The sequence below is a fragment of the Methylomonas sp. DH-1 genome (genome assembly GCF_046097555.1).
Taxonomy (GTDB): Bacteria; Pseudomonadota; Gammaproteobacteria; order Methylococcales; family Methylomonadaceae; genus Methylomonas; species Methylomonas koyamae.
In genome coordinates, this window is record NZ_CP143089.1 from 3,947,521 (window position 1) to 3,970,209 (window position 22,689).

The 22,689-nt window shown below is 56.9% G+C and carries 25 protein-coding genes and 1 riboswitch; of the genes, 13 read left to right on the forward strand and 12 right to left on the reverse strand.

Annotated elements, in window-relative coordinates:
* Positions 1–21 precede the first annotated feature (21 nt).
* The 7 genes from VXJ35_RS18030 to VXJ35_RS18060 form a co-directional block, all read right to left on the reverse strand.
* Entirely contained in the window at positions 22–753 is a 732-nt protein-coding gene (locus VXJ35_RS18030) for an urea amidolyase associated protein UAAP1 (RefSeq protein WP_064022624.1), read from the reverse strand.
* Between the two features lie 18 nt (positions 754–771).
* Positions 772–1,611: an ABC transporter ATP-binding protein gene (locus VXJ35_RS18035; protein WP_064022625.1), complete on the reverse strand. Its 840-nt coding sequence runs from the start codon at positions 1,609–1,611 to the stop codon at positions 772–774.
* A 4-nt stretch (positions 1,612–1,615) separates the two neighbouring features.
* A complete protein-coding gene (locus VXJ35_RS18040) occupies positions 1,616–2,425 on the reverse strand; it encodes an ABC transporter permease (protein WP_064022626.1) in 810 nt (269 codons plus the stop codon).
* A gap of 15 nt (positions 2,426–2,440) precedes the next feature.
* Positions 2,441–3,436 (reverse strand): ABC transporter substrate-binding protein, encoded by a 996-nt coding sequence (locus VXJ35_RS18045; protein ID WP_064022627.1) that lies wholly within the window; start codon positions 3,434–3,436, stop codon positions 2,441–2,443.
* A gap of 62 nt (positions 3,437–3,498) precedes the next feature.
* Positions 3,499–3,599: riboswitch (guanidine-I (ykkC/yxkD leader) on the reverse strand.
* A 264-nt stretch (positions 3,600–3,863) separates the two neighbouring features.
* Positions 3,864–6,587 (reverse strand): tetratricopeptide repeat protein, encoded by a 2,724-nt coding sequence (locus VXJ35_RS18050; protein WP_197495897.1) that lies wholly within the window; start codon positions 6,585–6,587, stop codon positions 3,864–3,866.
* Between the two features lie 89 nt (positions 6,588–6,676).
* The gene (locus tag VXJ35_RS18055; RefSeq protein WP_064022629.1) at positions 6,677–7,630 is read right to left on the reverse strand and encodes a CFI-box-CTERM domain-containing protein; all 954 of its coding nucleotides are present in this window, start codon (positions 7,628–7,630) and stop codon (positions 6,677–6,679) included.
* 245 nt (positions 7,631–7,875) lie between these two features.
* On the reverse strand, positions 7,876–9,693 hold the full coding sequence (locus VXJ35_RS18060) for an ABC transporter ATP-binding protein (protein ID WP_064023587.1): 1,818 nt from the start codon (positions 9,691–9,693) through the stop codon (positions 7,876–7,878).
* A gap of 444 nt (positions 9,694–10,137) precedes the next feature.
* Between VXJ35_RS18060 and VXJ35_RS18065 the strand changes: the two genes are divergently transcribed.
* From VXJ35_RS18065 to VXJ35_RS18110, 10 genes are all read left to right on the forward strand, one after another.
* Positions 10,138–10,392 carry an antitoxin gene (locus tag VXJ35_RS18065; RefSeq protein WP_064022631.1) on the forward strand — a complete coding sequence of 85 codons (255 nt, stop codon included), beginning with the start codon at positions 10,138–10,140 and terminating at the stop codon, positions 10,390–10,392.
* Between the two features lie 5 nt (positions 10,393–10,397).
* Positions 10,398–10,802 carry a type II toxin-antitoxin system VapC family toxin gene (locus VXJ35_RS18070; protein ID WP_269454932.1) on the forward strand — a complete coding sequence of 135 codons (405 nt, stop codon included), beginning with the start codon at positions 10,398–10,400 and terminating at the stop codon, positions 10,800–10,802.
* 473 nt (positions 10,803–11,275) lie between these two features.
* Positions 11,276–11,509, forward strand: coding sequence for a type II toxin-antitoxin system VapB family antitoxin (gene vapB / locus VXJ35_RS18075; protein WP_064022633.1), 234 nt, complete (start codon positions 11,276–11,278; stop codon positions 11,507–11,509).
* Between the two features lie 6 nt (positions 11,510–11,515).
* Complete coding sequence (locus tag VXJ35_RS18080; protein WP_064022634.1) at positions 11,516–11,917, forward strand: type II toxin-antitoxin system VapC family toxin; 402 nt, start codon at positions 11,516–11,518, stop codon at positions 11,915–11,917.
* Between the two features lie 601 nt (positions 11,918–12,518).
* On the forward strand, positions 12,519–12,701 hold the full coding sequence (locus tag VXJ35_RS18085; RefSeq protein WP_064022635.1) for a type II toxin-antitoxin system HicA family toxin: 183 nt from the start codon (positions 12,519–12,521) through the stop codon (positions 12,699–12,701).
* Positions 12,698–13,108: a type II toxin-antitoxin system HicB family antitoxin gene (locus VXJ35_RS18090; RefSeq protein WP_064022636.1), complete on the forward strand. Its 411-nt coding sequence runs from the start codon at positions 12,698–12,700 to the stop codon at positions 13,106–13,108. Before VXJ35_RS18085 ends, VXJ35_RS18090 begins: the two co-directional genes overlap by 4 nt.
* Before the next feature lie 27 nt (positions 13,109–13,135).
* Positions 13,136–13,414 carry a hypothetical protein gene (locus VXJ35_RS18095; protein ID WP_064022637.1) on the forward strand — a complete coding sequence of 93 codons (279 nt, stop codon included), beginning with the start codon at positions 13,136–13,138 and terminating at the stop codon, positions 13,412–13,414.
* A gap of 293 nt (positions 13,415–13,707) precedes the next feature.
* Positions 13,708–13,905, forward strand: coding sequence for a hypothetical protein (locus VXJ35_RS18100; protein ID WP_157198227.1), 198 nt, complete (start codon positions 13,708–13,710; stop codon positions 13,903–13,905).
* Between the two features lie 30 nt (positions 13,906–13,935).
* Complete coding sequence (locus VXJ35_RS18105) at positions 13,936–15,126, forward strand: reverse transcriptase family protein (protein ID WP_064022638.1); 1,191 nt, start codon at positions 13,936–13,938, stop codon at positions 15,124–15,126.
* 1 nt (position 15,127) lies between these two features.
* Positions 15,128–15,337 carry a retron Se72 family effector protein gene (locus VXJ35_RS18110; protein WP_064022639.1) on the forward strand — a complete coding sequence of 70 codons (210 nt, stop codon included), beginning with the start codon at positions 15,128–15,130 and terminating at the stop codon, positions 15,335–15,337.
* A gap of 443 nt (positions 15,338–15,780) precedes the next feature.
* Here the strand turns inward: VXJ35_RS18110 and VXJ35_RS18115 are convergent, their stop codons facing one another.
* Positions 15,781–16,188: a type II toxin-antitoxin system VapC family toxin gene (locus tag VXJ35_RS18115; RefSeq protein ID WP_064022640.1), complete on the reverse strand. Its 408-nt coding sequence runs from the start codon at positions 16,186–16,188 to the stop codon at positions 15,781–15,783.
* A gap of 5 nt (positions 16,189–16,193) precedes the next feature.
* A complete protein-coding gene (locus VXJ35_RS18120; RefSeq protein ID WP_064022641.1) occupies positions 16,194–16,451 on the reverse strand; it encodes a type II toxin-antitoxin system Phd/YefM family antitoxin in 258 nt (85 codons plus the stop codon).
* A gap of 451 nt (positions 16,452–16,902) precedes the next feature.
* Here VXJ35_RS18120 and VXJ35_RS18125 point away from each other — a divergent pair, with 451 nt between their 5' ends.
* Positions 16,903–17,784 carry a hypothetical protein gene (locus VXJ35_RS18125; protein WP_064022643.1) on the forward strand — a complete coding sequence of 294 codons (882 nt, stop codon included), beginning with the start codon at positions 16,903–16,905 and terminating at the stop codon, positions 17,782–17,784.
* 210 nt (positions 17,785–17,994) lie between these two features.
* Here VXJ35_RS18125 and nifS read toward each other — a convergent pair whose 3' ends face one another.
* From nifS to VXJ35_RS18140, 3 genes are read right to left on the reverse strand one after another with little or no spacing between them, the layout of a single operon-like run.
* Positions 17,995–19,209 carry a cysteine desulfurase NifS gene (nifS, locus tag VXJ35_RS18130; RefSeq protein WP_064022644.1) on the reverse strand — a complete coding sequence of 405 codons (1,215 nt, stop codon included), beginning with the start codon at positions 19,207–19,209 and terminating at the stop codon, positions 17,995–17,997.
* Positions 19,202–20,119: a Fe-S cluster assembly protein NifU gene (nifU, locus tag VXJ35_RS18135; protein ID WP_064022645.1), complete on the reverse strand. Its 918-nt coding sequence runs from the start codon at positions 20,117–20,119 to the stop codon at positions 19,202–19,204. The genes nifS and nifU overlap by 8 nt, the downstream gene beginning before the upstream one ends.
* Positions 20,120–20,137: 18 nt before the next feature.
* Positions 20,138–20,494, reverse strand: coding sequence for an iron-sulfur cluster assembly accessory protein (locus tag VXJ35_RS18140; protein WP_064022646.1), 357 nt, complete (start codon positions 20,492–20,494; stop codon positions 20,138–20,140).
* Positions 20,495–20,691: 197 nt separating this feature from the next.
* Between VXJ35_RS18140 and VXJ35_RS18145 the strand changes: the two genes are divergently transcribed.
* Both VXJ35_RS18145 and VXJ35_RS18150 read left to right on the forward strand, forming a co-directional pair.
* Positions 20,692–20,964 (forward strand): nitrogen fixation protein NifZ, encoded by a 273-nt coding sequence (locus VXJ35_RS18145; protein WP_064022647.1) that lies wholly within the window; start codon positions 20,692–20,694, stop codon positions 20,962–20,964.
* A gap of 90 nt (positions 20,965–21,054) precedes the next feature.
* A complete protein-coding gene (locus tag VXJ35_RS18150) occupies positions 21,055–22,674 on the forward strand; it encodes a SagB/ThcOx family dehydrogenase (RefSeq protein WP_064023588.1) in 1,620 nt (539 codons plus the stop codon).
* The last annotated feature ends 15 nt before the right edge of the window (positions 22,675–22,689 follow it).

Sequence of the window (22,689 nt, forward strand, 5' to 3'; positions counted from 1 at the left end):
TCGTCCTCGTTAGATCGGTGATTACAAAAAATAGCGTTCGGTATTGCTGAAGCCGCGGCCATTTTCCGGGCGGAAATTGCGGCATTTGTCGTCTTGGTCCGGCAAGGTGCCGCGATAGGCCTCCAGCAACACCGGTTTGGGCTGGTAATGCGAATTGGGGTCCAACGGATGCGGGCAACTGCTCAGCACCACCAGCGTGTTCATTTCGAAGCGCAATTCGACTTGGCTACCGGGGACGGAATGTCCAACTTGATATTGCAGATTGCCGTCTCGGTCGGCTGTGATCTTGCTGAAGAAATTGACGTTGGCGACCAAGTCGCGCTTGCCCAGTCCCCATTTCTCCAGTTCGATCAACAAGCTGTCGCGGCCGTTGCGGTACATCGCATTGCGGTGGCTTTGGTAATTGGCCGTGCCGTATTTGGCCAGCACTTGCGCGGCGTCGGACACACCGCACACCGTGTCGTGCCAACCCAGCGTGTCGGCGGTAAGCGAGCACAACACCCGGCCCATGTCCGAGTAGCAAACAAAGCCTTCGGTGAGATGAAACGTGTGTTGCGCTTTTAACGTGTCGGCCATGTTGTAGCGTTCGGTGCGTTCGTCGTCATTGACGAACAAAGCCGACAAGTTGGCGCCGCCTTCGCTGTCGGTCAGGCGCAGCCGGTTGCCGCGCCGCATCCGAAACGAAGTATGGGCGCCGCCAGGCAGAGTCTCGCTCCAAAGCAGGTCTGCGGGATTGATTGCAGCTAAAGTCATGTTGGTCTCCTAATAGGTTTATGGCGCCGGAACCTGGCCCAGGCGCTCGAGCAGTTCGTAGTCGGTCTGCATGCCGGACGTGTCGCGGATGCCGGCCAAAATTTGTTTTTTTAAAGCGATAAAGTCCGGGGTCTGCTTCATGTCCTGGTCGCGATGGTCCGGCAACGGCACGGTGTGGACCGCGGCGATGCGTCCCGGCCGCGGCGCCATCAGTACCACCCGGTGCGCCAGATAAATCGCTTCTTCCACGTCGTGGGTGACGAACAGCACCGTGGTCTTTTCCAGGATGGAAACGTGTAGGATCAGATCGTGCATGACCTCGCGGGTTTGGGCGTCCAGCGCGCCGAACGGCTCGTCCATCAGCAGGATGCGCGGCCGCGCCATCAAAGCCCGGGCAATCGCCACCCGCTGCTGCATGCCGCCGGACAACTGTTTCGGATAGGCGTCGGCGACGTGGCTTAGCCCCATCAAGCGGATCAGGGCGTCGGCCCGGCCTTCGGCGGACTCGACGTCGCTCAGCGTCGATACGTCGCGGTGCACTTTCAATTGCCGGCAGAACTTTATGTTGTCGGTCACGCTCAACCAGGGATACAAGCTGTAATGCTGGAACACCATGGCCCGGTCGATGCCGGGACCGGCAATAGGTGAACCGTTAACGTCGATGCTGCCGCCGCTGGCTGGCTCCAGGCCACCGACGATGCGCAGCAAGGTCGATTTGCCGCAGCCGGAGGCGCCGACCAGCGTAACGAACTCGCCGGGCGCAATGTCGAGATCGGCATCCAGCAAGGCGACAATGTCCGCGCCGTTGGCGGCAAAGCGTTTTTGCAATTGGCGGATTTGAATGATGGGAGTCGTCATCGCGCTATCTCCGGTACAGCCAAGGGAAGCTGCGGCGATGCGCCCAGCGGAAGCATTGGTCGGTAGCCAGCCCGAACAATCCGATCAAAATGATGCCGGCGAAGATTTTGTCGGTTTGCAGAAAACGTTGCGCCTTCAGCACAGCAAAGCCCAGTCCGGAGTTGGCCGCAACCAGTTCGGCCACCACCAGATAAGTCCAGGCCCAGCCCATCGTCACCCGCAAGGTATCCAGAATCGCCGGTTTGGCCGACGGCATGATCACCCGCATCACGATTTCGTCGCGGTCGGCGCCCATGGTTTGCGCCGCTTCGATTTGCTCCATCGGCACTCGCCGCACGTCCTCGGCGATCATCAGCAGCATTTGAAAGAAGGTGCCGATGAAAATAATCGCGATCTTGGCGCCCTCGTCGATGCCGACCCACAGCATCACCAACGGGATGAAGGCGGCCGCCGGCATGTAGCGGATGAAGTCGGTCAAGGGTTCGAACAGGGCTTTGACCGGCGCATAGGTACCGACCAGTACGCCCAAGGGCAAGGCCAATACCGCAGACAATAAAAACCCGGCCACGACCCGGTAAACGCTGATCGCCACGTCCCCCAGCAGATCGCCGTCGCGCAGCCATTCCCAGGCACTGTCCAACACCAAAGGCGGTGTCGGCAGGAACACCGGATCTATCGCGCCGCCGGCAGAGGCCCACCACCAACCGAGTAGCACCGACAGCAAACCGCTGATTGCAATCAGCCAATGCGTGCGCCGTTCCAAACTGCCGCGTATCGCCCACAATGGTCGGCGCGGATTTAAATTGCCAGTCATCGTTGCCACCCTAAGTTAGCGAGCGGCGAGCGCTTCGGCCACCAATGAGGCATCGACACCGACCGCCAAATCCGGCACGCTTTCGATCAAACGGTTGTCTTTCAAAAAGGCGGCGATGGTGGGGCCGACCGCCGCTAACGACGCCGGTTCGCTAGCCGGTCCCAAGGCTTTCAGGTTGTCTTCCAGTGTGAAGAAGCGGGTACCGGGCAGAAACACTTTGTAGGCATCCGGTTTCATGCCGACCACTTTGGCCATGACGGTGACGGCTTGGTCGGGCTGCTCGCGGATAAAGCGCTGGGTATCCTGCCAAGCCTTGATCATGCCGACCAGTTCGGCGCGGTGGGTTTCGATGGCTTTAACCCGAGCCACCAGCAAATCCGGGATCAGGCCGGGCATGTCTTTGGAGGTGAATAAGGCCGTGCCTTTGCCGCTGGCCTGGATATTGTTGACCCAAGGATTCCACACCACGGTGGCGTCGACCCGGCCGCTCAAGAATGCCGCCGCCGCGTCGCCGGCCGACAGGTTTACGGTTTTGATGTCGTTGAAACTCAAGCCGTTCTTGCTCAGCGCGGTGGCGAGCACGAAGTGGGAAATCGAATATTGTTCGAGGGCGATGGTTTTGCCTTTCAGGTCGGCGAAGCTTTTGATGGCGGGATTGACCATCAAGGCGTCGTTGCCGTCGGAATTATCGTTGACCAGGATGGCTTTGACCGGCACGTTCTTGCTGAGCGGTGCCATCGTGTCGGACCAGGTCTGGCAGTTGGCGTCCAACTGGCCGGCGGACAAGGCCGAGATCGAGTCGGTGTAATTGGCAAACCAGACCAGTTTGACCTTGGCGCCGTACTTTTTGAAATAGCCGTTGTGTTCGGCGACGTACCAGGCCACCCAGCCGGGCCAGTCGCTGACCCCGACCTTGATTTCGGCACGGGCCGGAATGGACAAGCAAGAGAATGCAGCGGCCAGAAACAGCGCCGAAAAGCGGGAGAAGATGCGGGGAAAAGTTGAGGTCATGGCTAGCTCCGGTCGGGTTGAAAAGCTACACGTAGAGGCGGATCGGTTTATAAAACCGTCTGACCTCCCGGGCTTTTATCCCGCCGTGTAGCTCCCCGAAAGAAGCCGGCAACTCTCGGTCGCTGACGTTCGAAATCGAACCGGAACCCTAGTCACCATTTTGTTAAGGCGCTTTTATGATCGCGCCTCACGTGTTTCGTTGTTATCTATAACATTAATTGTGCCAACATACGGTCCCCTTATAAATCAATTTGTTAGCCTAAGCGCCGGTTAACCGCACCCAATTTTGCGCTCGATTATAGCGCAAAACTCTACCAGATTGGTGCAAGCCGTCCGCCGCCGACTAATTTCAGATCGCCTGGCGAACAACGCCAAAGCCAAGCCGATTCGCGCGCAGACTTGGCAACACCCGAACCTAGCGTAGAAATCAAAGGCCGTTGCCGATCAGGATGAAGGGCGCCCAATAGTAAGGGTGTTTAAAGGAAACCGAGCCGCCGCCGTCCAGTTGCACACCGCGCCCGTCCCCGGCTTGGCCGCCGGCCGCGCCGGTAATCATGGCCAACTGCGCCTGGCGCAAGGCTTCGGCTTTGCTGGCGCCTGATTGTTTCAAGGCCCGGTAAAACCGGTTCATCAAGGCTTGGGTACCGCCGTCGTCGACCGACCACAGCGAAGCCAGCGTGGCGCGCGCGCCGGCGCTTTCCATCAAAAAACCCAAGCCCAAAATTTCCTCGCCCTGGCCCAACAACGATCCCACCGCGGTTTCGCAGGCGCTGAGCACGATCAGATCGACATTGCGTAGCGACCATTCGTACTTGACCTGGTCGACCGTGACCCGTTCGCCGTTGCCGAACAGGATGAACGATTCGTCGGGCTTGCCGGAAACCAGTGCGGCATGGGTGGCGAAATGCACGATGTTGTAACGGTTCAGTTCCGGCACCACCGCGTCGGTGCTGAAATTGCGGTCGACCAATTTCAGCGCTCCCGGATAGAGCGCCGCCAAGTCGTTGACCTCCGCGCCGGCAAACGGCAATCCGGCGAAGGCGAAATGGCGGTCTCCCAGCGTGAAGTCGTAATCGCCGCTGGCGAAGGCCGCGGCCAGCAACTTAGGCTCGCGAATCGGCCGCGTCTCCAGCTCGGCCAGAGAGAATGCGGTAATGTTGACGCTGTTGAAGCGTTCGGCCAGCCATTGGCGGCCGTCGTGCAAAGCGGCCAACGGGATGTAACGCAACACGCCGTCCGGGGCATACAGTAGGGTTTTGGCGCCGATTTGCTGCAGGTGCCGCTCTATCGGTTTTACCAGCCACGCGTATAAGGCTTGCGCGCGTTGCTCGACATCCCCCTGATGCCGAGACAAAGCGCTGCGAAAATCCGCGACCGCCCGGTTCAAGACTTCATGCCTCACCGGCACCGAGACATGCAACGGCGGACTGAATGCATTGGCCAGCACGATTTCCAAACGGTCCGGCAGCACCAACGGGTACAGCAATACCGTCTGCCCTCCCAGGCGGGCCAGATTGTCCTGCAGCGGCCGCAATTGGGCCAACGCCGGCATCTGGCTGCGCGCCTCCCGGCCGAGCTGGCCGACCAAGGCGCGGATGTCGTCGCTTTCGATGAAATTGGCGAAGGCTCTTTGCAGACTGCGTTGTTGCCGATCCAATTCCTGCCATTGCTGCTGCTGCTCGGGGCTCCAGCGGGCGCGGTCGAGCTTGTCCAAGGCCGCCAGAGCCTGCCCGGTCGTTATGGCCTGCCGCTCCAACGCGGCGTAGTTTTTCAGAATGTCTTGTTCCGCCGGCAATTCCGCGACGCCTTGACCGGTGGTTTGGTTACCGCGCACCGGGCCGAGAAAATCCGCCGCTTCCTGCACTTTCAATAAATCCAGTACCTGCTGGGCTTCGATAACGCGATCCTGGCGCAACAATAAATCGGCCAGACTCCGGTAAAACCCCTGTACTCGGGCCAGATAGGCTTTTTGGTCCTGTTCGGGCAGGGTCTTCAAGTCGCTGCGTATCCGTTCGCTGATATTGACCGACTGCTTATAGAACGCGATAGCCAAGGCCGGCTGGCCGCTGCGTTCGAAAAGAGCGCCGATGTTGCCCAGTGTGATGCGCGCATTGTCCCGGTCGTCGGTTTCGCGCCAGATTGCCAGGGCTTGCAGATAGGCGTTAAACGCCGCCGCGAAATCGCCGCTGCGAGCGTAGACGCTGCCGATGCTGTCGTAAGTGGCACCGATCGGCTTGCGGGTGCCGAGCTGCTGCAATACCTCAAGCGCGCTCGCCAGCACTGCTAAGGCTTGCTGGTGGTTTTGCCGGTCGCTCAGCGCCAGCCCGAGATTGTTGCGGGTTTCCGCGACGCCGAAACGGTCGTCGAGTTGACTCCGAATGGCGATGGCGCGCTCGAAGGCCTCGATGGCGGCCTGATGGTCGTTTTGCTCGGCGTAGACGTAACCGAGGTTGTGGTAGGCGGCAGCGATATCGGCCTCGCCGCCGGCGCTTTGAAACAGCGCCAAGGCTTGCTGTTGGTAGGCCAACGCCTTGCCGTATTGGCCCATTTCGGCATACACCGAACCGATATTGTTGAGGATGGTGCCGGCATCGTGCGCCGGCACCCGATCCAATTCGGCAAACCGTTGCTGGGCTTGGCGGTAGATTTCCAGCGCCTTGGCGTAACGGCCCTGTGCCAGATAAGTCAGACCCAAATTACCGAGGGTCCTGGCCTCGCCCAAGCCGTCGGCCACTCGCCGCCGCAGCGCCAACGCCTGGTCCAAATGCGTCCGGGCTTTATCGATCAGACCTAACTTTCTATAAGTGGTCCCCAACATGTTGTGCAATATCGCCAGCTCGCTGTCGTGCGTGCTATCGAATTGCTGCAGGCCGTTTTCGAAGGCGGCGGCGGCCTGTTCGAATTGCTGGAGCTTTAGCTGGGTGCGGCCGATTTTGTAAAACAAATCGCCGGCGAATGCGGCAGACTCGGTGTTAGCCGCCAAATCCAGCGCTTGCCGATAATGGCTCAACGCCAGAACATAGTTTTGGGCTTGATATTCCAGATAGCCGCGCTCGCGCAGACGTTGCGCCGGGCTAAGCCAGACACTTCCGGCAACTGCGGACGCATCCGCATCGTCCGGATAATCGGCGTTATCGCTGGTTTGCAGCAAATTACATCCGCTGGCGAGCCAGCATAGCGCCAAAGCCAAGAAGGCGCGAGGCAAACCGGACCGGCCGGGCGCGGCGGACATTGCGTCGGTCAGGCCGCGGCGGTAACCGCCGGTTTGCGCTGCAACTTAAACCAGACCGCCGGCACCAGCATCAGGCTCAATAAAAATAGCGTAGGGTGTTTCAGCGCCGAGACCAGCGGCCACAGCAGCATCCGCGCCGCGATCCGGGCGGATGGGTGTTCGGCTATATAACCGGCCAGCGGCGGCGAGTATTCGTAGTAAAGCTCCACGAACGCGCGCCCCAACGGATACGGCAGCAAATACCGGTCCCGAAAGCGTTGCAGCGCCACCACCTCGGATGCCAGCGGGCTGCCGTAAGCCGCCGTGGCGATGAAACACATGTTTTGCCGGCCCTCAGGATTCCAGCGCTTGGGGTCTGCGCCGCCGGTCTGTTGGTCGGACGGTAAATGTTCGGCGTCGTCCTGATAATCGCTGCTGTCGGTCATTTGCATCATCAGGGTTTGCCTTTCCTGGTCCAAACCTTCCAAATCCCGTTGCAGATCGATCAAATGGGCATTGAGCTGATTTATCTGCAACTGCAACCTTTGTTTGAGCTGCGGCTGGTTGGCTTGCTGCAATTGCGCCTGCTTTTGATCGAGCTGGATTCTGGAAGTCGAGGCTTGTTGTTCCAACAACTTTTTCCGCCGGTTCAGTTCTTCCAGTTGTTTCCTTAGCTGGAACTGTTTTTGCGACAACTGCGGCGCTTGCACGGTGGCTCGTTCCGGCAAACGCTGAATCGCGGGTTGCGACACTTTGTCGTCTACCCGCGGCGCCGCTTGGCTCGCCGCCGGTTGCGGCTGGTTCTGGCTGGGTTGTTGGGTTTCGGTCGTCAAAGGCTGCACCCGCGGCGCCAACGCCCGTTGCCTCAAGCTCGGCTCCTGGGCATAGGCTGCGCCGCCGCACCACGCCATCAGCAAAATCGCAAAAACCTGAAACCGCATCGAGAAATCCGGTTTCGGTTGACCGTCGCTATGACCGTTCATGCCCGCCCCCTTGCACCACTGCCGCTGCATTAAAAGATTCGCGCCGGAACATAATTTGGCCCTGGTTCGGCCGAAAAACGTTACAAAATCGTCACGATGGCGCAACGACGTTAACACAGAGGCTGAGCCTGCCCAAGGTTTTTATCGGTGCCGAACCGCTGCCATCGTTCATCGGCAGCTTATCGTCCGCGGCAGAGCGAAACAATCCGGGCAAATACGCCTGAACGCCGCGAGCGCGACCGCCGCTACGCCACTTCCTCCGGTAAGAAGCCGCCGGCCTGCATGGTCCACAACCGGTAATAAAACCCCTGCTTATCCAGCAATTCCTGGTGGCTGCCGTCCTCGACGATGCGGCCCTGGTCGAACACCAGAATCCGGTCAAGATGGGCAATGGTCGACAAGCGGTGGGCAATGGCGATGACGGTTTTGCGGCCCATGACCCGGTCCAGATTTTCCTGGATGGTTTTTTCGGTGACCGAATCCAGGCTGGAGGTGGCTTCGTCCAGAATCAGAATCGGCGCATCCTTCAACATGACCCGGGCGATGGCGATGCGCTGGCGCTGGCCGCCGGACAATTTGACGCCGCGCTCGCCGACTAGAGATTCGTAACCCTGCGGCATGGCATCGATAAATGCGTCGGCATGCGCCAGGCGGGCGGCCTCGGCGATCTCGGCCATATCGGCATCCAAGCGACCGTAGCCGATATTTTCCCGTAAGCTGCGATGGAACAGACTTGGATCTTGCGGTATCAGACTGACCTGCTCGTGCAACGAGTCTTGGGTGGCGTGCAAAATATCCTGGCCGTCGATCAAGATCTGCCCGCTTTGCGGTTCGAAATGGCGCAGGATCAAGTTGACGAAGGTGGATTTGCCGGAACCGGAAAAGCCGACCAAGCCGACGCGTTGGCCCGGTTCGATGGCCAAATTCAAGTTTCGAAACACCGGCCGGCCGGGTTCGTAGCAGAAATCGACGTTCCTGAATTCGATTCGGCCGCGGCCTATCTGCAAAGGTTTGGCGTCGGCGCTATCGACGATCTCGTGGCTTTTGACGATGGTCTCGACGCCGTTGGCAACGTTGCCGACGTACTCGAAGAATTCCAGGAAACGCCGGCTCAGGTTGCGGGCGTCGCCGATCACCAACAGCGCCAGGCCGGCGCTCATCGCAAACGCGCCGACGCTGATTTCGCCGGCTTGCCACAGTTGCAAGGCATAGCCGATCGTGCCGATTTTCAGGACCGCGGCGGCGGTAAACTGAAACCAGCGCACCCGCTCCATGTACCAGAAAGTACGCCGCGCGCTGTTCAGTTCGGTCGCCAGAAAGCCGTCCAGGTATTCGCGCTCGTGGTGCAAGCGGGTGAACAATTTGGCATTCAGGATATTGGTCACGGCATCGACAATCTTGCCGTTGACCATGCTGCGGGTGGCGGCGAATTCCTGGGCATAAGGTTGGCAGCGCGTCGCCAGCCAATACGAAATCAACACGTAAGCGGCGACCCAGCCGGCGACGAACAAGCCCAGGCCTTGGTGTTCGTTGAGCAGCAACACCACCGACACCGAAAAAGTCACGCCGATCGGCCAGAAATCGCAAATCACGGCCCAGGTGGTATGGTTGACGCTCATCGCCGTTTCGCTGATGCGGTGCGCCAGCGCGCCGGCAAAGTGGTTGCCGAAATAACGCGGTGCGTGGCATTGCAGATAGGCGAATAACAGCCGGGTGGTGCGTTGGCGCAAGCGCGGCCCCATCATGATCAACACCGCGCCGCTGGCCCGGCTGGAAACGATCTCGGCCACGTTCAAGCCCACCAGAATCAACAGCGGCTGTTTGAACGTTTCCAGCCAATCGCCGACCGGCGCCGTCTGCGCGGCAACCGCGTCCATTAAGGCTTTGATCGCATACGGCACCAGAATGCTGCCGGCAGCCTGGCCGGTTTCCAACACCAGCATCAACAGCAGCAGCCAGCCGAACGGCTGCAGACAAAACAATACGAAACGCCAGGGGTGGCAAGGCAAAGGCGGCGCCTCCGCCGCGCGGCGGATATCCTGGTCTCTGGTGGAATTGGGCATGAAAAAGATTTGTTTTAGAAAGCAGGCCCGCATTATAGCGAATTGGCGGAAGCGGCAATTTCGTGCGCGCTGCCTTAACCGCGCCAGTCTCCTGTGGATGTAGACAAAATTAAATCGCCCGGCTAACCCCGGCTGCATTGACTTTGGCCAACCCGCTGCTATTGCCTTGCACCAACAACGCCGCACATACCTGCAGCCGGGGATTGATATTGGTCAGTAATAACTTGTAGGAATTCGAGCGGGTACCGGGGACGATTATGATGATGGAGAATTGGTTGGGATGACTTTTTAGTGGTATGTGCTGAGCGCTAGCGGAGCGCATCGAGCGCAAACGCTGCGGGCAAGCCTATCGATAGAAATTTATCGATTCGAACCGGCATGGCTTGTGTCGCTATGGCAAGCGGAGAATAATACATACGCGATGTACACACAGAAGGTAATAACATGACGACTTTGACCACTCGCATTTTCAAAAACGGCAACAGCCAAGCGGTCAGAATTCCGCAGGAATTTCGGCTGGAGGTTAGCCAAGTGGAAATCAGTCGTTGCCCCAATGGCGATTTGCTGATTCATCCGGTGCCGGCCGACCGGGGCGCGGCGTTGCTGGCGGTTTTGCAAGGTTTCGACGACGACTTTGCCGAACAACTGCTCGAAAACTCCCGCGAGCAAGTCCCGATGCAGGAGCGCGAGTCTTTATGATCTATATGTTGGATACCAACATGTTGATCTATCTAATCAAAAACAAGCCGCCTTCTGTAGCCGAACGCATCAACAACCTCCCGGAGAATAGCGCGCTGTGCATGTCGTTCGTCACTTATGCCGAGTTGTTGAAGGGTGCTGAGGGCAGCCTACGCAAGGAAAAAGTGTTGGCGCAGTTGGAACAATTGCTGCGGATCGTACCGGTCGAATATGCCGTTGGCGGTGCGTTATGTCGATACTACGCCAGCCAATTTACCCGGCTAAAAACGGCCGGAACGCCGATAGGCGCCAACGATTTGTGGATTGCCTGCCATGCGCTGGCGATTGGCGCCCGCTTGGTCACGCATAACGTGCGGGAATTCGAGCGAATTGAGGGGTTGGCCGTCGAGGATTGGGCGGATGAGCGGTAATTTTTCGGCGCAATTGTTCTTCAAATGCCGCTTCGTACTAAACGTAGGATGTGCTGAGCGCTAGCGAAGCGCATCAATCGCGATGAGGTGTACGTTGTTCAGCTCGTCCCTGTTTGGGGTTGATGTGTTTTGGTGTCGCTGGCGCGACGGCTCGATTTTGATGTCGGTTCGCGGACCGACAGCCGCGATGCATCCTCGCATCGCCCGTGGCAGGCAACGCCGCTCAAATCCTCCGGTGCTCGGCGCGGCATAACGGGAGAAAACTCCGCCATGAAATCGGAAGCGCCTAATATTTGCGAGGTTTTGTAGGGCGCATGGGCGATAGCGTCATGCGCCGAATGTTTGAGAAGGCCAAGATACGGCTTACGCCTACTGACGCCCTACGGATTGCGACTTACGGTCTTTCGCAGGCTTGATTGACGTGATACGGACGCGGGGATATATTGCTTGTATATAGCATTCCGGAGGCGCCCATGGCGACCAGCACCGTATTTACCAACAACCGCAGCCAAGCCGTGCGCCTACCCGCCGACATGCGTTTTCCCGACAACGTCAAAAAGGTTGAGGTTCGTGCCGTCGGGCAGGAACGTATCATTGCCCCGGCGGACGCGGCGTGGGACAGCTTTTTTCTCGATGGCCCGAGCGTCAGCGACGATTTTTTAAACGAACGCCCGAGCCAGCAGCAAGGCGAGCGCGAGAGTTTTTAAGCGCGCATGTTGAAATATCTGCTCGACACCAACATCGTCATCTATGTGATCAAACAACGGCCGATCGAACTATTGGCGACCTTCAACCGGCATCACGGCCGCATGGCGATTTCCGCGATTACGCTGGCTGAACTGATCCACGGCGCCGAAAAGAGCCAATTCCCCGCCCGCAACCTTGCTACGGTGGAAGACTTTTGCAGCCGTTTACAAGTATTGCCTTACACCGACAGCGCCGCGATGCATTACGGCGGCATACGCGCGGCGTTGGAGAAAATCGGCCAGCCGATAGGTGTCAACGACCTGCACATCGCCGCTCATGCCCGCAGCCATGGCTTGATTTTGGTCAGCAATAATCTGCGAGAATTCGAGCGAGTGCCGGGGTTGTTGATGGAGAATTGGTTGGAGTGATTTTTTAGCGCCCTCTCCTTGCGGGAGAGGGTTGGGGTGAGGGGATAAAATGTGCCGCTGGCGCGACGGCTTGTTTGAATACCGGTTCCCGCACCGGCGGGCGGGTTACTTTCGCTACGAAAACCATCCCTGGTTTTCGCCCTTCGGGCTAGCCAATGACTGTTCAAATTCGCTCCCGGCGAATTTGTGCTTGTCCAAAGAAAAGAAACCAAAAGAAAAGACACCCGGATGCCGCTTAGTTCACTCGGCACATCCTTGTGCCTCGCCCTTCGGGTGCTGCGCATGCAAATCGGCTATCCTTCCGATTTGTCCTGCGCTCCGAAGGATTTGAGCGGGGTTTTCCGAAGAGGCATCCCAGCCCCTGCGGAAAACGCGATGCATCCTTGCATCGCCCCTGACGGGCAATCCTCCGGTGCTCGGCGCGGCAAAACGGGAGAAAACCCCGCCGCGAAATCGGACAGCGTCTAATATTTGCGAGGTTTTTTAGGGCGCATTAGCAATAGCGTCATGCGCCGAATGCTTGACGGCCAAAATGCGACGCAAATTGCCTACCACATCCGGCCGAACTATTTCGGAATAATGAGTATGTATAATACACACCATGAATAGCGCGGAACTCATCAAGCGATTGCAAAACGATGGCTGGCTATTGCGGGGCGTAAAAGGATCGCATCACGTTTTTACCCATCCATCCAAGACTGGGCACATCAGCGTGCCGCATCCGCGTAAGGACTTGGGCCAGGGACTGGTCAACAAACTACTGAAACAGGCAGGTTTGAAATGAGATACCCGATAGCGATAGAAAGCGGCGACGAAACCCACGCCTACGGCGTCGTGGTGCCCGATTTGCCCGGTTGTTTTTCCGCAGGCGACAGTTTGGACGAAGCGATAGCCAATGCCAAGGAGGCCATCGAACTATGGATGGAGACGGTCATCGAAGACGGCGAAGCCATTCCGGAAGCCGCGCCGATTGCCAAGCATCAGGCCGACCCGGAATTCGCCGGCTGGATTTGGGCGGTCGTCGAAGTGGATCTGTCCAAACTGTCCGGCAAAGCCAAGCGGGTCAATATCACGCTGCCGGAACGGGTGCTGGCCGCCATCGACCAAGCCGCTGCGCGATTCGGCGATACCCGTTCCGGATTGCTGGCCAAAGCGGCTTTGGAATATGTCGAGAGGCATCCGGCGGCTTGATTCGTTTGGTGTCGCTGGCACGACGGCTTGATTTTGATGTCGGGTCTCGGCCCGACAGCCGAGATACTTTTCTTTGCTCCGCCAAAGAAAAGTATCCAAAAGAAAGGCGGCCCGGATGCCGCTTTGATCCTGCGCTCCGAAGGATTTGACGAGGGTTTTCGGAAGGGCTTTCCTAGCCCTCCGAAAACGAGCGGCATCCCTGCCGCTCCCCTGCGGGCAACTCTCGCCAAATCCTCCGGTGTTCGGCGCGGCAAAACGGGAGAAAACCGCCGCGAAATTAATGATAGTTGGGTAATTTTAGGTTGACTAATTGCTATTAAATTAACTAACATCATCAGCGGCGGGTGTTAGTCGCCCGTTTGTTTTGCTCTTTTAAATTACTACGTATGTTCTAGCGAGAAAGCGGTGCCTTTCGAGGCGAACCTTCGGGTTCATGACCGGGCTGCTGGGGCCTGTCCAAGCGCGCCGAGTGCGGCGTGTATATGGGGGCGACAGTTGTCTGGCGTAAAGGTTAAGAGTCGTCCAAATAATCAATCTCAATATTCTCGTTTCCTTAGTTATTGGTCTGGCATTTTTTAACCCTAACCAAGGAGATAGCAATGAAATGTGACATTCACATTAACGTAGTAATTAATGAAGTCAAGAGTATAAGTTTGCAACAGCCCCACGCTTTGCAAACGAAACAACAAGTTGATTTGGATCAAGGTAAGAAGTTGTCTCTTAGAGCAATTTCACCTTGGTTATTAGCCTTATTACTAAAACTTATTGAATTTATTTCTGATAAGTTGGGCTGGTAACTGACTCTTTAACCCATTGCTTCGGCAAACATGAAGTTAAAACCACACTACCCGCATAATCCCATTGCCTCTATCGAGGCATTGGCGACCACTCTAGGAATTCATCCAAAACTTTTGCAAGACTTGGCAAATAAAGCTGATGACTCCTATACTGATTTCTTAATTACCTCCAAAAATAGAAAAGGCGAGGTAAAAGACAGAACTGTTTGTGAGCCAAAATTTGAACTAAAAAAGCTACAAAAAAGAATAAATTCGCGAATATTTGAAAAAGTAGAATACCCTTTATATTTGCAGGGCGGAATTAGGGATGAAGAAAGCCCCCGTGATTATGTTGCTAATGCTCAAATCCATGCCCACGCCAATCAAATAATTTGCATTGATATTAAGCAGTTTTATCCCAGTATAAAAATTCCGCATGTAAAAAATATATTTAAGTATTTTTTTAAATTTCCAGAAGAAGTTTCTGAAATGCTGGCAAAATTGGTAACTTATCGTGGAGCTGTGCCTCAGGGTGGCTGTACTTCTTCATATATCGCTAATCTCATTTTTTATGATACAGAGTATTTATTGGTTTCTGAGCTGCGAAAGCATAGTGTTAAGTATTCTCGTCTATTGGATGACATAACTCTTTCTGCAGAAAAAGATTTCACTAAAGAACAAGAAGAATTTTTCATTAGAAAAATTTCAGCAATGTTCACAAAATATGGTCTCTCCATGCACAGTGGAAAGAAACGTATAGAGCATCGTTCAAATTCTGACGTAAGCTTTGAAGTTACTGGTCTTTGGATTGGTCACAAAAAGCCTAAGGCACGAAAAGAAGAGCGGAGATTTGTAAGGCAATTAGTCTTCATGTGTGAGCGAGAGTATAAAGTTAGTCCTTATACGAAAGAATATCATGAACGTTGGAACGAAGTTTCTGGGAAAGTCGCTAAATTACAGAGGTTAGAACATCAGCAGGCTAAAAATCTACGAAAAAGATTAGGACTGATTTTGCCTTTGTATGATGAAAACATGGAAAAACAACTTACTCACGAAACAAAAAAATTAATTACCTTATCACTACCGCAAAGCAAAAGACCAGGCAACATCAAAAGAGTAAATTCTCTAATTAATAAATTAGGCATATTATCTAGAAACAATAAAGCACTTGCTAGGTCACTACGGTTACAGTTAAGTACAGTATACGCCGACAAACCAAGCAACAAAGAGATTTGGGAATAAAATGGATGATCGTCATTTCGGAATAATAAAGACCTTTGATGTTTTTAAAGGATTTGGATTTATCCAGCGACAACAAGGTAAGGATGTTTTCTTCTTTTATCAAGAAATTGAAGGAGACGATAAAATATTAGCCGAAGGTGATAAAGTGAGTTTTAGGATTGAAAAAAAACCAAAAGGATGGCGTGCTTTCAATATCAGAAAAGAAGGTTAAAACTTTCACGTGCATTAAATATTAATCACTAACAGCCCGCATAGGATGTGCTGAGTGAATACGAAGCGCATCGGTCGCGAACGATGCGCCTCACGTTGTTCGGCACATCCTACGAAATTTTTTTCGATTTTCAGCCATTAATGAATGGTTGAGAAGTCTAATTGGCGATGGTTTTCTCCCCTGATGCCGCGCCGAGCACCGGAGGGTTTGGGCGGACAAATCGGCAGGATAGCCGATTTGCATGCGTAGCACCCACAGCTCGTAGGATGCGGTAAACAGCGTGCACCGCATCGTTCGCGATTGGTGTGGTTCGTAAACTCACCATACCCTACGCCCGCTGGATATTTGCCATTGGCAACCAGCGTAGCCTGGATGAAATGCAATGAAATCCAGGGAATCCGGTCTTCATCTCCGAATTCCGCCGCTATACATTCCCAATTTCGTCAAGACTGTTCGAACGGATTTAACAAGCCAACGCCAAAACCTCGAAAGTCGGCCACGTTGCGGGTGACGACCGTCAGGCCGTGTATTCGGGCGGTGGCGGCGATCATCGCGTCTTCGTACAGCGTGTCCGAGGTCTTATGCATTAACTTGGCCCAGCAGCGGAACACGGCGGCGTCCATCGCCAGCACTTGGTAAACGCCGGCGAGTAAATCCAGCCAGTTTTCGATTTGGCGGGCTTTGTCTTGGTCTTGGTCGCGCGTTAGTTCGATGCTGGCCTGAATTTCGCCGATGGTGACCGCGGAAATAAACAGTTGCCGGTCGTCGATAGCCTGTAACCACGCGACCACGCCGCCGTGCGGTTTTGGTTTGCGCAGTTCCGACACAATGTTGGTATCGAGCAAGTACATTCGAATTAATCCGCTTCGGCGACCGGACGGCGGCGGGCTTGGCCGCGCGCGGGCAATATCAATTCGGCGCGGGCTTCATCGGATAGCAGTAGTTGTTTCAACGAGGGTTGAGCGTTAGCTTGCAGACGGTTCCAGATTGCCACCGGCACTAGCACGGCGGTTTGTTTACCGCGCTTGGTGACCATTTGCGGACCGTCGTGTTGGCACGCATCCAATAATTCGCTGAAGCGCGCTTTGGCGTCTTGTACGGGCCAGGATTGCATAAACCACCTCTTCTGACTAACTGGCTGACCAGTGTAGTAGCCAATCGGTTAAGGTTCAATCCCGTAGATGCCTGTTGTTAGCGGCCTGTGCCTATATGCAAGCAAGCCAAAAGCGACGGGCCACGGGCGAGACGCGATAGCTAAAGCCGAAAAATTATCCCCAGCCCATTTGCAGCACAAACACTCCGCCTACAAAACGGTGGAACGAAGAAATGCACCACTCGCCCCCTCGTTTGCGTAACCGGGCCTGAGCGAATGGCAACGGATCGTCTTCACCCTGCACCGCTGCGCTTCCGGCAAGCGCCTGCAACATCACCAATCCTCCGACAAGCCCCGTAAAAAATTTGCCCACCGCCCGAATTCGGCGCATGATCCGGGCCGCACGCCAACCCATTCAGCCACCAGACCGGGCGCCGAGCGTACCGGCCGCAAATCCTGCAGCGAGGTTGTTATGTCATTGGGATATTACCGCTACATCAAAGGCCGCCTTGTGGTGCGGCAACGGCAATCGCCGGACGGCGACAGCATGCGTTTCATCGCCGACGACATGGCGCTGTTCAAGGGCCTGCCCCGCTTCGCCCGGCCCAGCGAGGCCGGCGGCGAGGAAAGCTACCAATTGCGCTTTCAAGCGATAGACTCACCGGAGCTGCATTATGGCGGCGCCGAACAACCGCACGGCCTGGAAAGCCGCAACGGCCTGCTGGAATGGCTGGGCGTCGATCCCGCCGGCTGGGACTGGGCCGTCGCTCCCAGCGGCTTTGCCTGGGAAACCGAGGCCGCGATATTGTGCGACGGCTTCGAGGGCCACGGCCGGCCGATTGCCTTTGTGTTGCCCAGGCAGAAAATCAAGGACGGCGCAGACGTAAAATTGACCAAGGCGCTACTCGGCAAAACCTACAACTACCACGCTGCCGCCAGCGGACTGGCCTATCTGGGCTTGTATTCCGGCGGCCTGTCCTTCGACACCCAAACCCGGCTGATCGCCGCCTACCAACAGGCCAAAACCGCACGGCTCGGCATCTGGCGCTTGGACCGCAGCAGACGCTTCACCGTCTCGACGCTGGACGACCTCGGCCCGGAAACCGGCGTGTTGGTGTATCCGAAAATCTTCCGCCGCTGCGTGGACGCGCTGCGCTGGGTCGGCGGCGAATTCGAACCCGGCCGCGACCTGGACAATTTCCTGGCCGAGCGTACCGGCGAAGACGACCAATTGCTGGTGCGCTCGATCTACGGCGGCCAGGTCAAAATCCGACTCAGCCAAGTGCTGGAGCAGCTCAACAGCCAGATTAGAATTGAGTTGGATTTGAATACGGTGGAGTTCGTTTCCAAGTAAATCGGAATATCCAAACGATTTAGGACGGTGGCAGCTTGCTCCGGATCGGCCACCGGGCAATTGTTGAAGCTGTCTCACCCCGTAGGCCGGAATAAGCGCAAGCGTTTCCGGCACGCTTTGCGCCGGAAACGCCTTCCGGCCTTCAGAAATCAGCATTACTTACGAACCGCCGCAACACCGCCAATCAAAGCGGTGCCGCGGTGTTCGCCATCAGGCGTAGGTCGGCTGGAAGGCTTGCTCCGGATCGGCCACCGGACAATTGTTGACGCTGTCCCAATACGGCGACAATTTACGCAGGTTGGCGACGATGGTCGGCATCGCTTTCAACACCTCGTCCACTTCGCTCATCGTGTTGTAACGCGAGAACGAGAAGCGGATCGTGCCGTGGGCGGCGGTATAAGGAATATCCATCGCCCGCATGACGTGCGACGGCTCCAGCGAACCGGAAGTACAAGCCGAGCCGCTCGACGCGGCGATGCCGGCCTTGTTCAACAGCATCAGGATCGCCTCGCCTTCGATGTATTCGAAGGCAATGTCGGTGGTATTCGGCAAGCGGTTGTTCAGGTCGCCGGTGATAAAGCAGTGCGGAATCGCTTCGACGATGCCTTGCTCCAGCTTGTCGCGCATGGCTTTGACCTGGGTGTTTTCGAATTCCATATGCTGCAGCGCCAGTTCGCAGGCTACGCCCAAGCCGACAATAGACGCGGAGTTTTCGGTGCCGGCCCGGCGGCCGCGTTCCTGGTGGCCGCCGCGCAATAGCGGACGAAATCGGGTGCCGCGGCGCAGATACAACACGCCGATACCTTTCGGCGCATGCAATTTGTGACCGGACAGGCTCAACATGTCGATCTTGGTATCGGCCAGCATCATCGGAATCTTGCCGACCGCCTGCACCGCATCGGTATGGAACATCACGCCGGCGGCGTTGGCCATTTCGGCCATTTTCTCGACCGGAAAAATCGTGCCGGTTTCGTTGTTGGCCCACATCACCGAAACGATGGCGACGTTATCCGACAGCATGGCTTGGTAAGCTTCCAGATTGATCCGGCCGCGCTTGTCTACCGGCAGGCGGTGGATGGTGTAGCCTTCTTTTTCCAGGTTGTCGACCAGGTTCAAAATCGCCGGATGCTCGACCGCGGTGGTGATGATTTCCTTGCGGTTGGGCTGGCATTTGATCGCCGACAGAATCGCAGTCGAATCGGATTCGGTGCCGCACGAGGTAAAAATAATCTCCGAATCGTGCTCGGCGCCGAGCAATTCCTGCACCTGGCCGCGGGCCTTCTTGATCGCCCGCGCGACGCCGTCGGCGAAGCGGTGGATCGACGACGGGTTGCCGAAGTATTCGGTGAAATACGGGATCATCGCATCGACGACGGCCCTATCCACCTTGGTGGTGGCGTTATTGTCCAGATAGATATCAGGCATGGCCGGCCTCCTGGATATTGACCAATTGCGTCGGCATTTGCGAGGCCGGCACCACCTTGATGAACTCACCGAGCGCTTCCATCAGCCGTTGCTGAATGCCGGCTATTGTCATCGCCGCCATCTGGCAACCGCTGCAGGCGCCGGTCATGTTGACGTAAGCGGTGTTGCCGACCACTTCGACCAACTCGACGTCGCCGCCGTCGGCCATCAATTGCGGCCGGAACGACATGATCACTTCCTCGATTTTCTTGATCCGCTGCAAGTTGGTCATCGGCCCTTTCTCGACCACTACCGGCGCCGGTTTGGCGGCTGGAGCAGCGTTCGGATCGAAGCTTTCGCCGCGCTCTTTCAGGACTTTTTCCAGGATGCCTTCGATATCTTCATGGCAGGAAGCGCAGCCGCCGCCGGCTTTGGTGAAGTTGGTGACGTCCTCGACGGTACGCAGTTTGTTGGCCCACACCATTTCCTCGATCATTGCCGCGTCGATACCGAAGCATTTGCAAATCAGCGCGCCTTCTTCATGGTCGTCCTTCCATTCTTCGCCGCGGTAGTTGGCGACGGCGGCTTGCAACGCTTCCCGGCCCATTACCGAACAGTGCATTTTTTCCGGCGGCAGGCCGTCCAGTTCGGCGGCGATGTCCTGGTTGGTGACTTTCAAGGCTTGGTCCAGCGTCATGCCTTTGATGATTTCGGTCAATACCGACGACGACGCAATCGCCGAACCGCAGCCGAAGGTTTGGAAGCCGGCGTCTTCGATCACTTCGGTGTCTTCGTTGACTTTCAAGGTCAAACGCAAAGCGTCGCCGCAACTGATGGAACCCACTTCGCCAATCGCATTGGCACCGGCGACCGCACCGGCATTTTTCGGATTGAAGAAATGGTCTTTAACTTTTTCTGAATAATCCCACATGGCAATAACCTCGCAAACTTAAGAACAGGATTTAGGGGCGCCGCCGTTGTCGCCGGTGGTAAACGACGAGCCGCAGGCGCAGCTTTTCACCGCGTTGGGATTGGTAAATTTAAAGCCGGAACCTTCCAGGCTATCGACGAAATCGATAGACATGCCGTCCAACTTTGGCATGCTCAACGGGTCGACGAAGACTTTGACTTCGCCGCAGTCGATCACGGTATCGGCTTCGTTTTCTTTCGCTTCCAGGCGCAGGCCGTACGACAGGCCGGAACAGCCGCCATCGGTCACTTCGATGCGCAAACCGCCGGTAGGCTTGTCGGAACTGCTGATAAAACGGCCCACGGCTTTAATGGCGCTTTCGGTTAATGTAATCATCTTCAACTCTCCTGAAACGGTTTGGCATTGATCTTGTAATCAGTTAAAGCAACCAGCATGCCATACGCGTTTTTTTCGGTTAACGCGCTGAAATCAATGGGGTTGCGGCTGCCGGCCAACTATCCGCGGCGAGCCGTTTCCCAACAATGCATCGGACTTTGTCGGCTTTGCTACAAAACATTCACAGGAGAAAATGTATGAACGTAGAAGATCTGGATTTGGGCGACGTGGTATACGCGGCGCACGAGATTATCGACGACGGCAGCATGCCGGAAGGCGAGGAAGGCACGGTACTGGCCGAAGCCGGCGCCCGCGGCGTGATAGTGATGAAGGGCCACGTCGAGGAAGACCCGGCGTTGACGGTATTTCTGGTGCGGTTCGAAGACCGCGAGCTTAACCTGGGCCGGCCGATCGGTTGCTGGACCGAGGACTTGGTCGCGCCGGATATGGAACCGGTAACGACGCATTGACCCGGCACCGGCAAACCGGCCGCATACCGGGTATAGTCATACCCGCAACGCCGGCAGCCCCGGCCTCATTTAATACCCTATGAAATGGCTATGAGCGACGATTCCGGCGCGGTACTCGATTACCACCAGCGCACCAAACACCAACTGAATGGCTACGCCAAGGGCCCGGCCTCGCTGGATTGGGACGATCAGCCCAGTCCGTTCCGCCGCTTCGACGACTGCGAAACCGTGGCGCTGCCGCAGCCGGGCGCGGAACTGGACTACCGCTACGCCGATCTGGACCGGCCGGAAACGATCCCGGCCCAGCCATTGACGCTGGCCAACGTCGGCCTTTTGCTGGAGTTGTCTTTCGGCCTGTCGGCCTGGAAGCAATTTGGCCCCGACCGTTGGGCCTTGCGTTGCAACCCGTCCAGCGGCAACCTGCATCCGACCGAAGCCTATCTGCTTTGCACCGATCCGGGTCTACTGGCGGCCGGCGTTTACCACTACGTCAGCCACGACCACCATCTGGAACGGCGTTGCCGGTTCGATGCCGCCGGGCAATCCGCCGGCCTTTACCTGGGCTTGTCCTCCATCCACTGGCGGGAAGCTTGGAAATACGGCGAACGCGCCTTCCGCTATTGCCAGCACGACATAGGCCATGCCCTGGCGGCGTTGAGTTATGCCGCCGCTGGCCTGGGCTGGCGCGTCGAACTGCTCAGCGAAGCCGGCGACGCCGAGATCGGCGCCTGGCTGGGCTTGGACCGCGCCGCGGATTTCGTTGCCGACGAGCGCGAGACGCCGGACCTGTTTTGCCGGATCGATACCGGCGCCGGCGCCGAGGGCGAATTTTCCGGTCCGGCATTGTCACAAGCTTTACAAAGCGGCGAATGGTTCGGCAGCGCCAAACGCTTAAGCGGCCGCCACTTCTACCGTTGGCCGATCATCGACCAAGTGGCCGAGCATACATTGAAACCGCTAACGCCGGTCGAACGGCTTACCCTGCCGGCCCTGGAATTGGCGCCGCCCAGCCGGAATCCGGCGGCCAGCCGCTTGATTCGCCAGCGCCGCAGCGCGCAACATTTCAACGGCAAATCGGCGCCGCTGCCGCTGGCCGACTTTTATCGAATCCTCGCCGCACTGCTCCCCGCTGCCAAGCCGCCGTTCACGGCCTGGAATTGGCCGGCGCAGGTACATATCGTCTTGTTCGTGCACCGGGTCGACGGCATCGAGCCGGGCTTGTATTTCCTGCCGCGCAATGCGGAAGCCGCCGACCGAATCCGCCCCGCCTGTGCCACCGACTACGTCTGGCAGCGCGTCGATGCGCCGTTCGAGCTTTACCGGCTGCAAGCCGGCAACGTGCGCCAAGCGGCAAAGACCTTGTCCTGCCACCAACCGATTGCCAGCGACAGCGCCTTCAGCCTGGGCATGCTGGCCCGCTTCGCCGACAACGTCTCGGCCGAGGCCTGGCGCTACCGGCGGCTGTTTTGGGAGTGCGGACTATTGGGGCAGATTCTGTATCTGGAAGCGGAAGCGGCCGGCGTGCGCGGCACCGGCATCGGTTGTTTCTTCGACGATGCGGTACACGGCGTGCTGGGCTTGCAGGACCAAACCTGGCAAAGCCTGTACCATTTCACGGTCGGCGAGCCGCTGGAGGATAACCGGCTGCAGACGCTGCCGGCCTATGCGCATCTGGCGCAATCGGCGTCGCCTGCGCCCGAAAACGGATAGAGCGTCCGGGAAATA

What these genes read in the sequence shown, in the direction of transcription:
- VXJ35_RS18090 (WP_064022636.1), top strand. Translation starts at nt 12,698, where the DNA reads ATGAGATACCCGATAGCGATAGAAAGCGGCGACGAAACCCACGCCTAC.
- VXJ35_RS18145 (WP_064022647.1), top strand. Translation starts at nt 20,692, where the DNA reads ATGAACGTAGAAGATCTGGATTTGGGCGACGTGGTATACGCGGCGCAC.
- VXJ35_RS18055 (WP_064022629.1), bottom strand. Translation starts at nt 7,630, where the DNA reads ATGAACGGTCATAGCGACGGTCAACCGAAACCGGATTTCTCGATGCGG.
- VXJ35_RS18040 (WP_064022626.1), bottom strand. Translation starts at nt 2,425, where the DNA reads ATGACTGGCAATTTAAATCCGCGCCGACCATTGTGGGCGATACGCGGC.
- VXJ35_RS18110 (WP_064022639.1), top strand. Translation starts at nt 15,128, where the DNA reads ATGGATGATCGTCATTTCGGAATAATAAAGACCTTTGATGTTTTTAAA.
- VXJ35_RS18045 (WP_064022627.1), bottom strand. Translation starts at nt 3,436, where the DNA reads ATGACCTCAACTTTTCCCCGCATCTTCTCCCGCTTTTCGGCGCTGTTT.
- VXJ35_RS18070 (WP_269454932.1), top strand. Translation starts at nt 10,398, where the DNA reads ATGTTGGATACCAACATGTTGATCTATCTAATCAAAAACAAGCCGCCT.
- vapB (WP_064022633.1), top strand. Translation starts at nt 11,276, where the DNA reads ATGGCGACCAGCACCGTATTTACCAACAACCGCAGCCAAGCCGTGCGC.
- VXJ35_RS18085 (WP_064022635.1), top strand. Translation starts at nt 12,519, where the DNA reads ATGAATAGCGCGGAACTCATCAAGCGATTGCAAAACGATGGCTGGCTA.
- VXJ35_RS18100 (WP_157198227.1), top strand. Translation starts at nt 13,708, where the DNA reads ATGAAATGTGACATTCACATTAACGTAGTAATTAATGAAGTCAAGAGT.
- VXJ35_RS18150 (WP_064023588.1), top strand. Translation starts at nt 21,055, where the DNA reads ATGAGCGACGATTCCGGCGCGGTACTCGATTACCACCAGCGCACCAAA.
- VXJ35_RS18105 (WP_064022638.1), top strand. Translation starts at nt 13,936, where the DNA reads ATGAAGTTAAAACCACACTACCCGCATAATCCCATTGCCTCTATCGAG.
- VXJ35_RS18115 (WP_064022640.1), bottom strand. Translation starts at nt 16,188, where the DNA reads ATGTACTTGCTCGATACCAACATTGTGTCGGAACTGCGCAAACCAAAA.
- VXJ35_RS18080 (WP_064022634.1), top strand. Translation starts at nt 11,516, where the DNA reads ATGTTGAAATATCTGCTCGACACCAACATCGTCATCTATGTGATCAAA.
- VXJ35_RS18030 (WP_064022624.1), bottom strand. Translation starts at nt 753, where the DNA reads ATGACTTTAGCTGCAATCAATCCCGCAGACCTGCTTTGGAGCGAGACT.
- nifU (WP_064022645.1), bottom strand. Translation starts at nt 20,119, where the DNA reads ATGTGGGATTATTCAGAAAAAGTTAAAGACCATTTCTTCAATCCGAAA.
- VXJ35_RS18140 (WP_064022646.1), bottom strand. Translation starts at nt 20,494, where the DNA reads ATGATTACATTAACCGAAAGCGCCATTAAAGCCGTGGGCCGTTTTATC.
- VXJ35_RS18120 (WP_064022641.1), bottom strand. Translation starts at nt 16,451, where the DNA reads ATGCAATCCTGGCCCGTACAAGACGCCAAAGCGCGCTTCAGCGAATTA.
- VXJ35_RS18035 (WP_064022625.1), bottom strand. Translation starts at nt 1,611, where the DNA reads ATGACGACTCCCATCATTCAAATCCGCCAATTGCAAAAACGCTTTGCC.
- VXJ35_RS18065 (WP_064022631.1), top strand. Translation starts at nt 10,138, where the DNA reads ATGACGACTTTGACCACTCGCATTTTCAAAAACGGCAACAGCCAAGCG.
- nifS (WP_064022644.1), bottom strand. Translation starts at nt 19,209, where the DNA reads ATGCCTGATATCTATCTGGACAATAACGCCACCACCAAGGTGGATAGG.
- VXJ35_RS18125 (WP_064022643.1), top strand. Translation starts at nt 16,903, where the DNA reads ATGTCATTGGGATATTACCGCTACATCAAAGGCCGCCTTGTGGTGCGG.
- VXJ35_RS18060 (WP_064023587.1), bottom strand. Translation starts at nt 9,693, where the DNA reads ATGCCCAATTCCACCAGAGACCAGGATATCCGCCGCGCGGCGGAGGCG.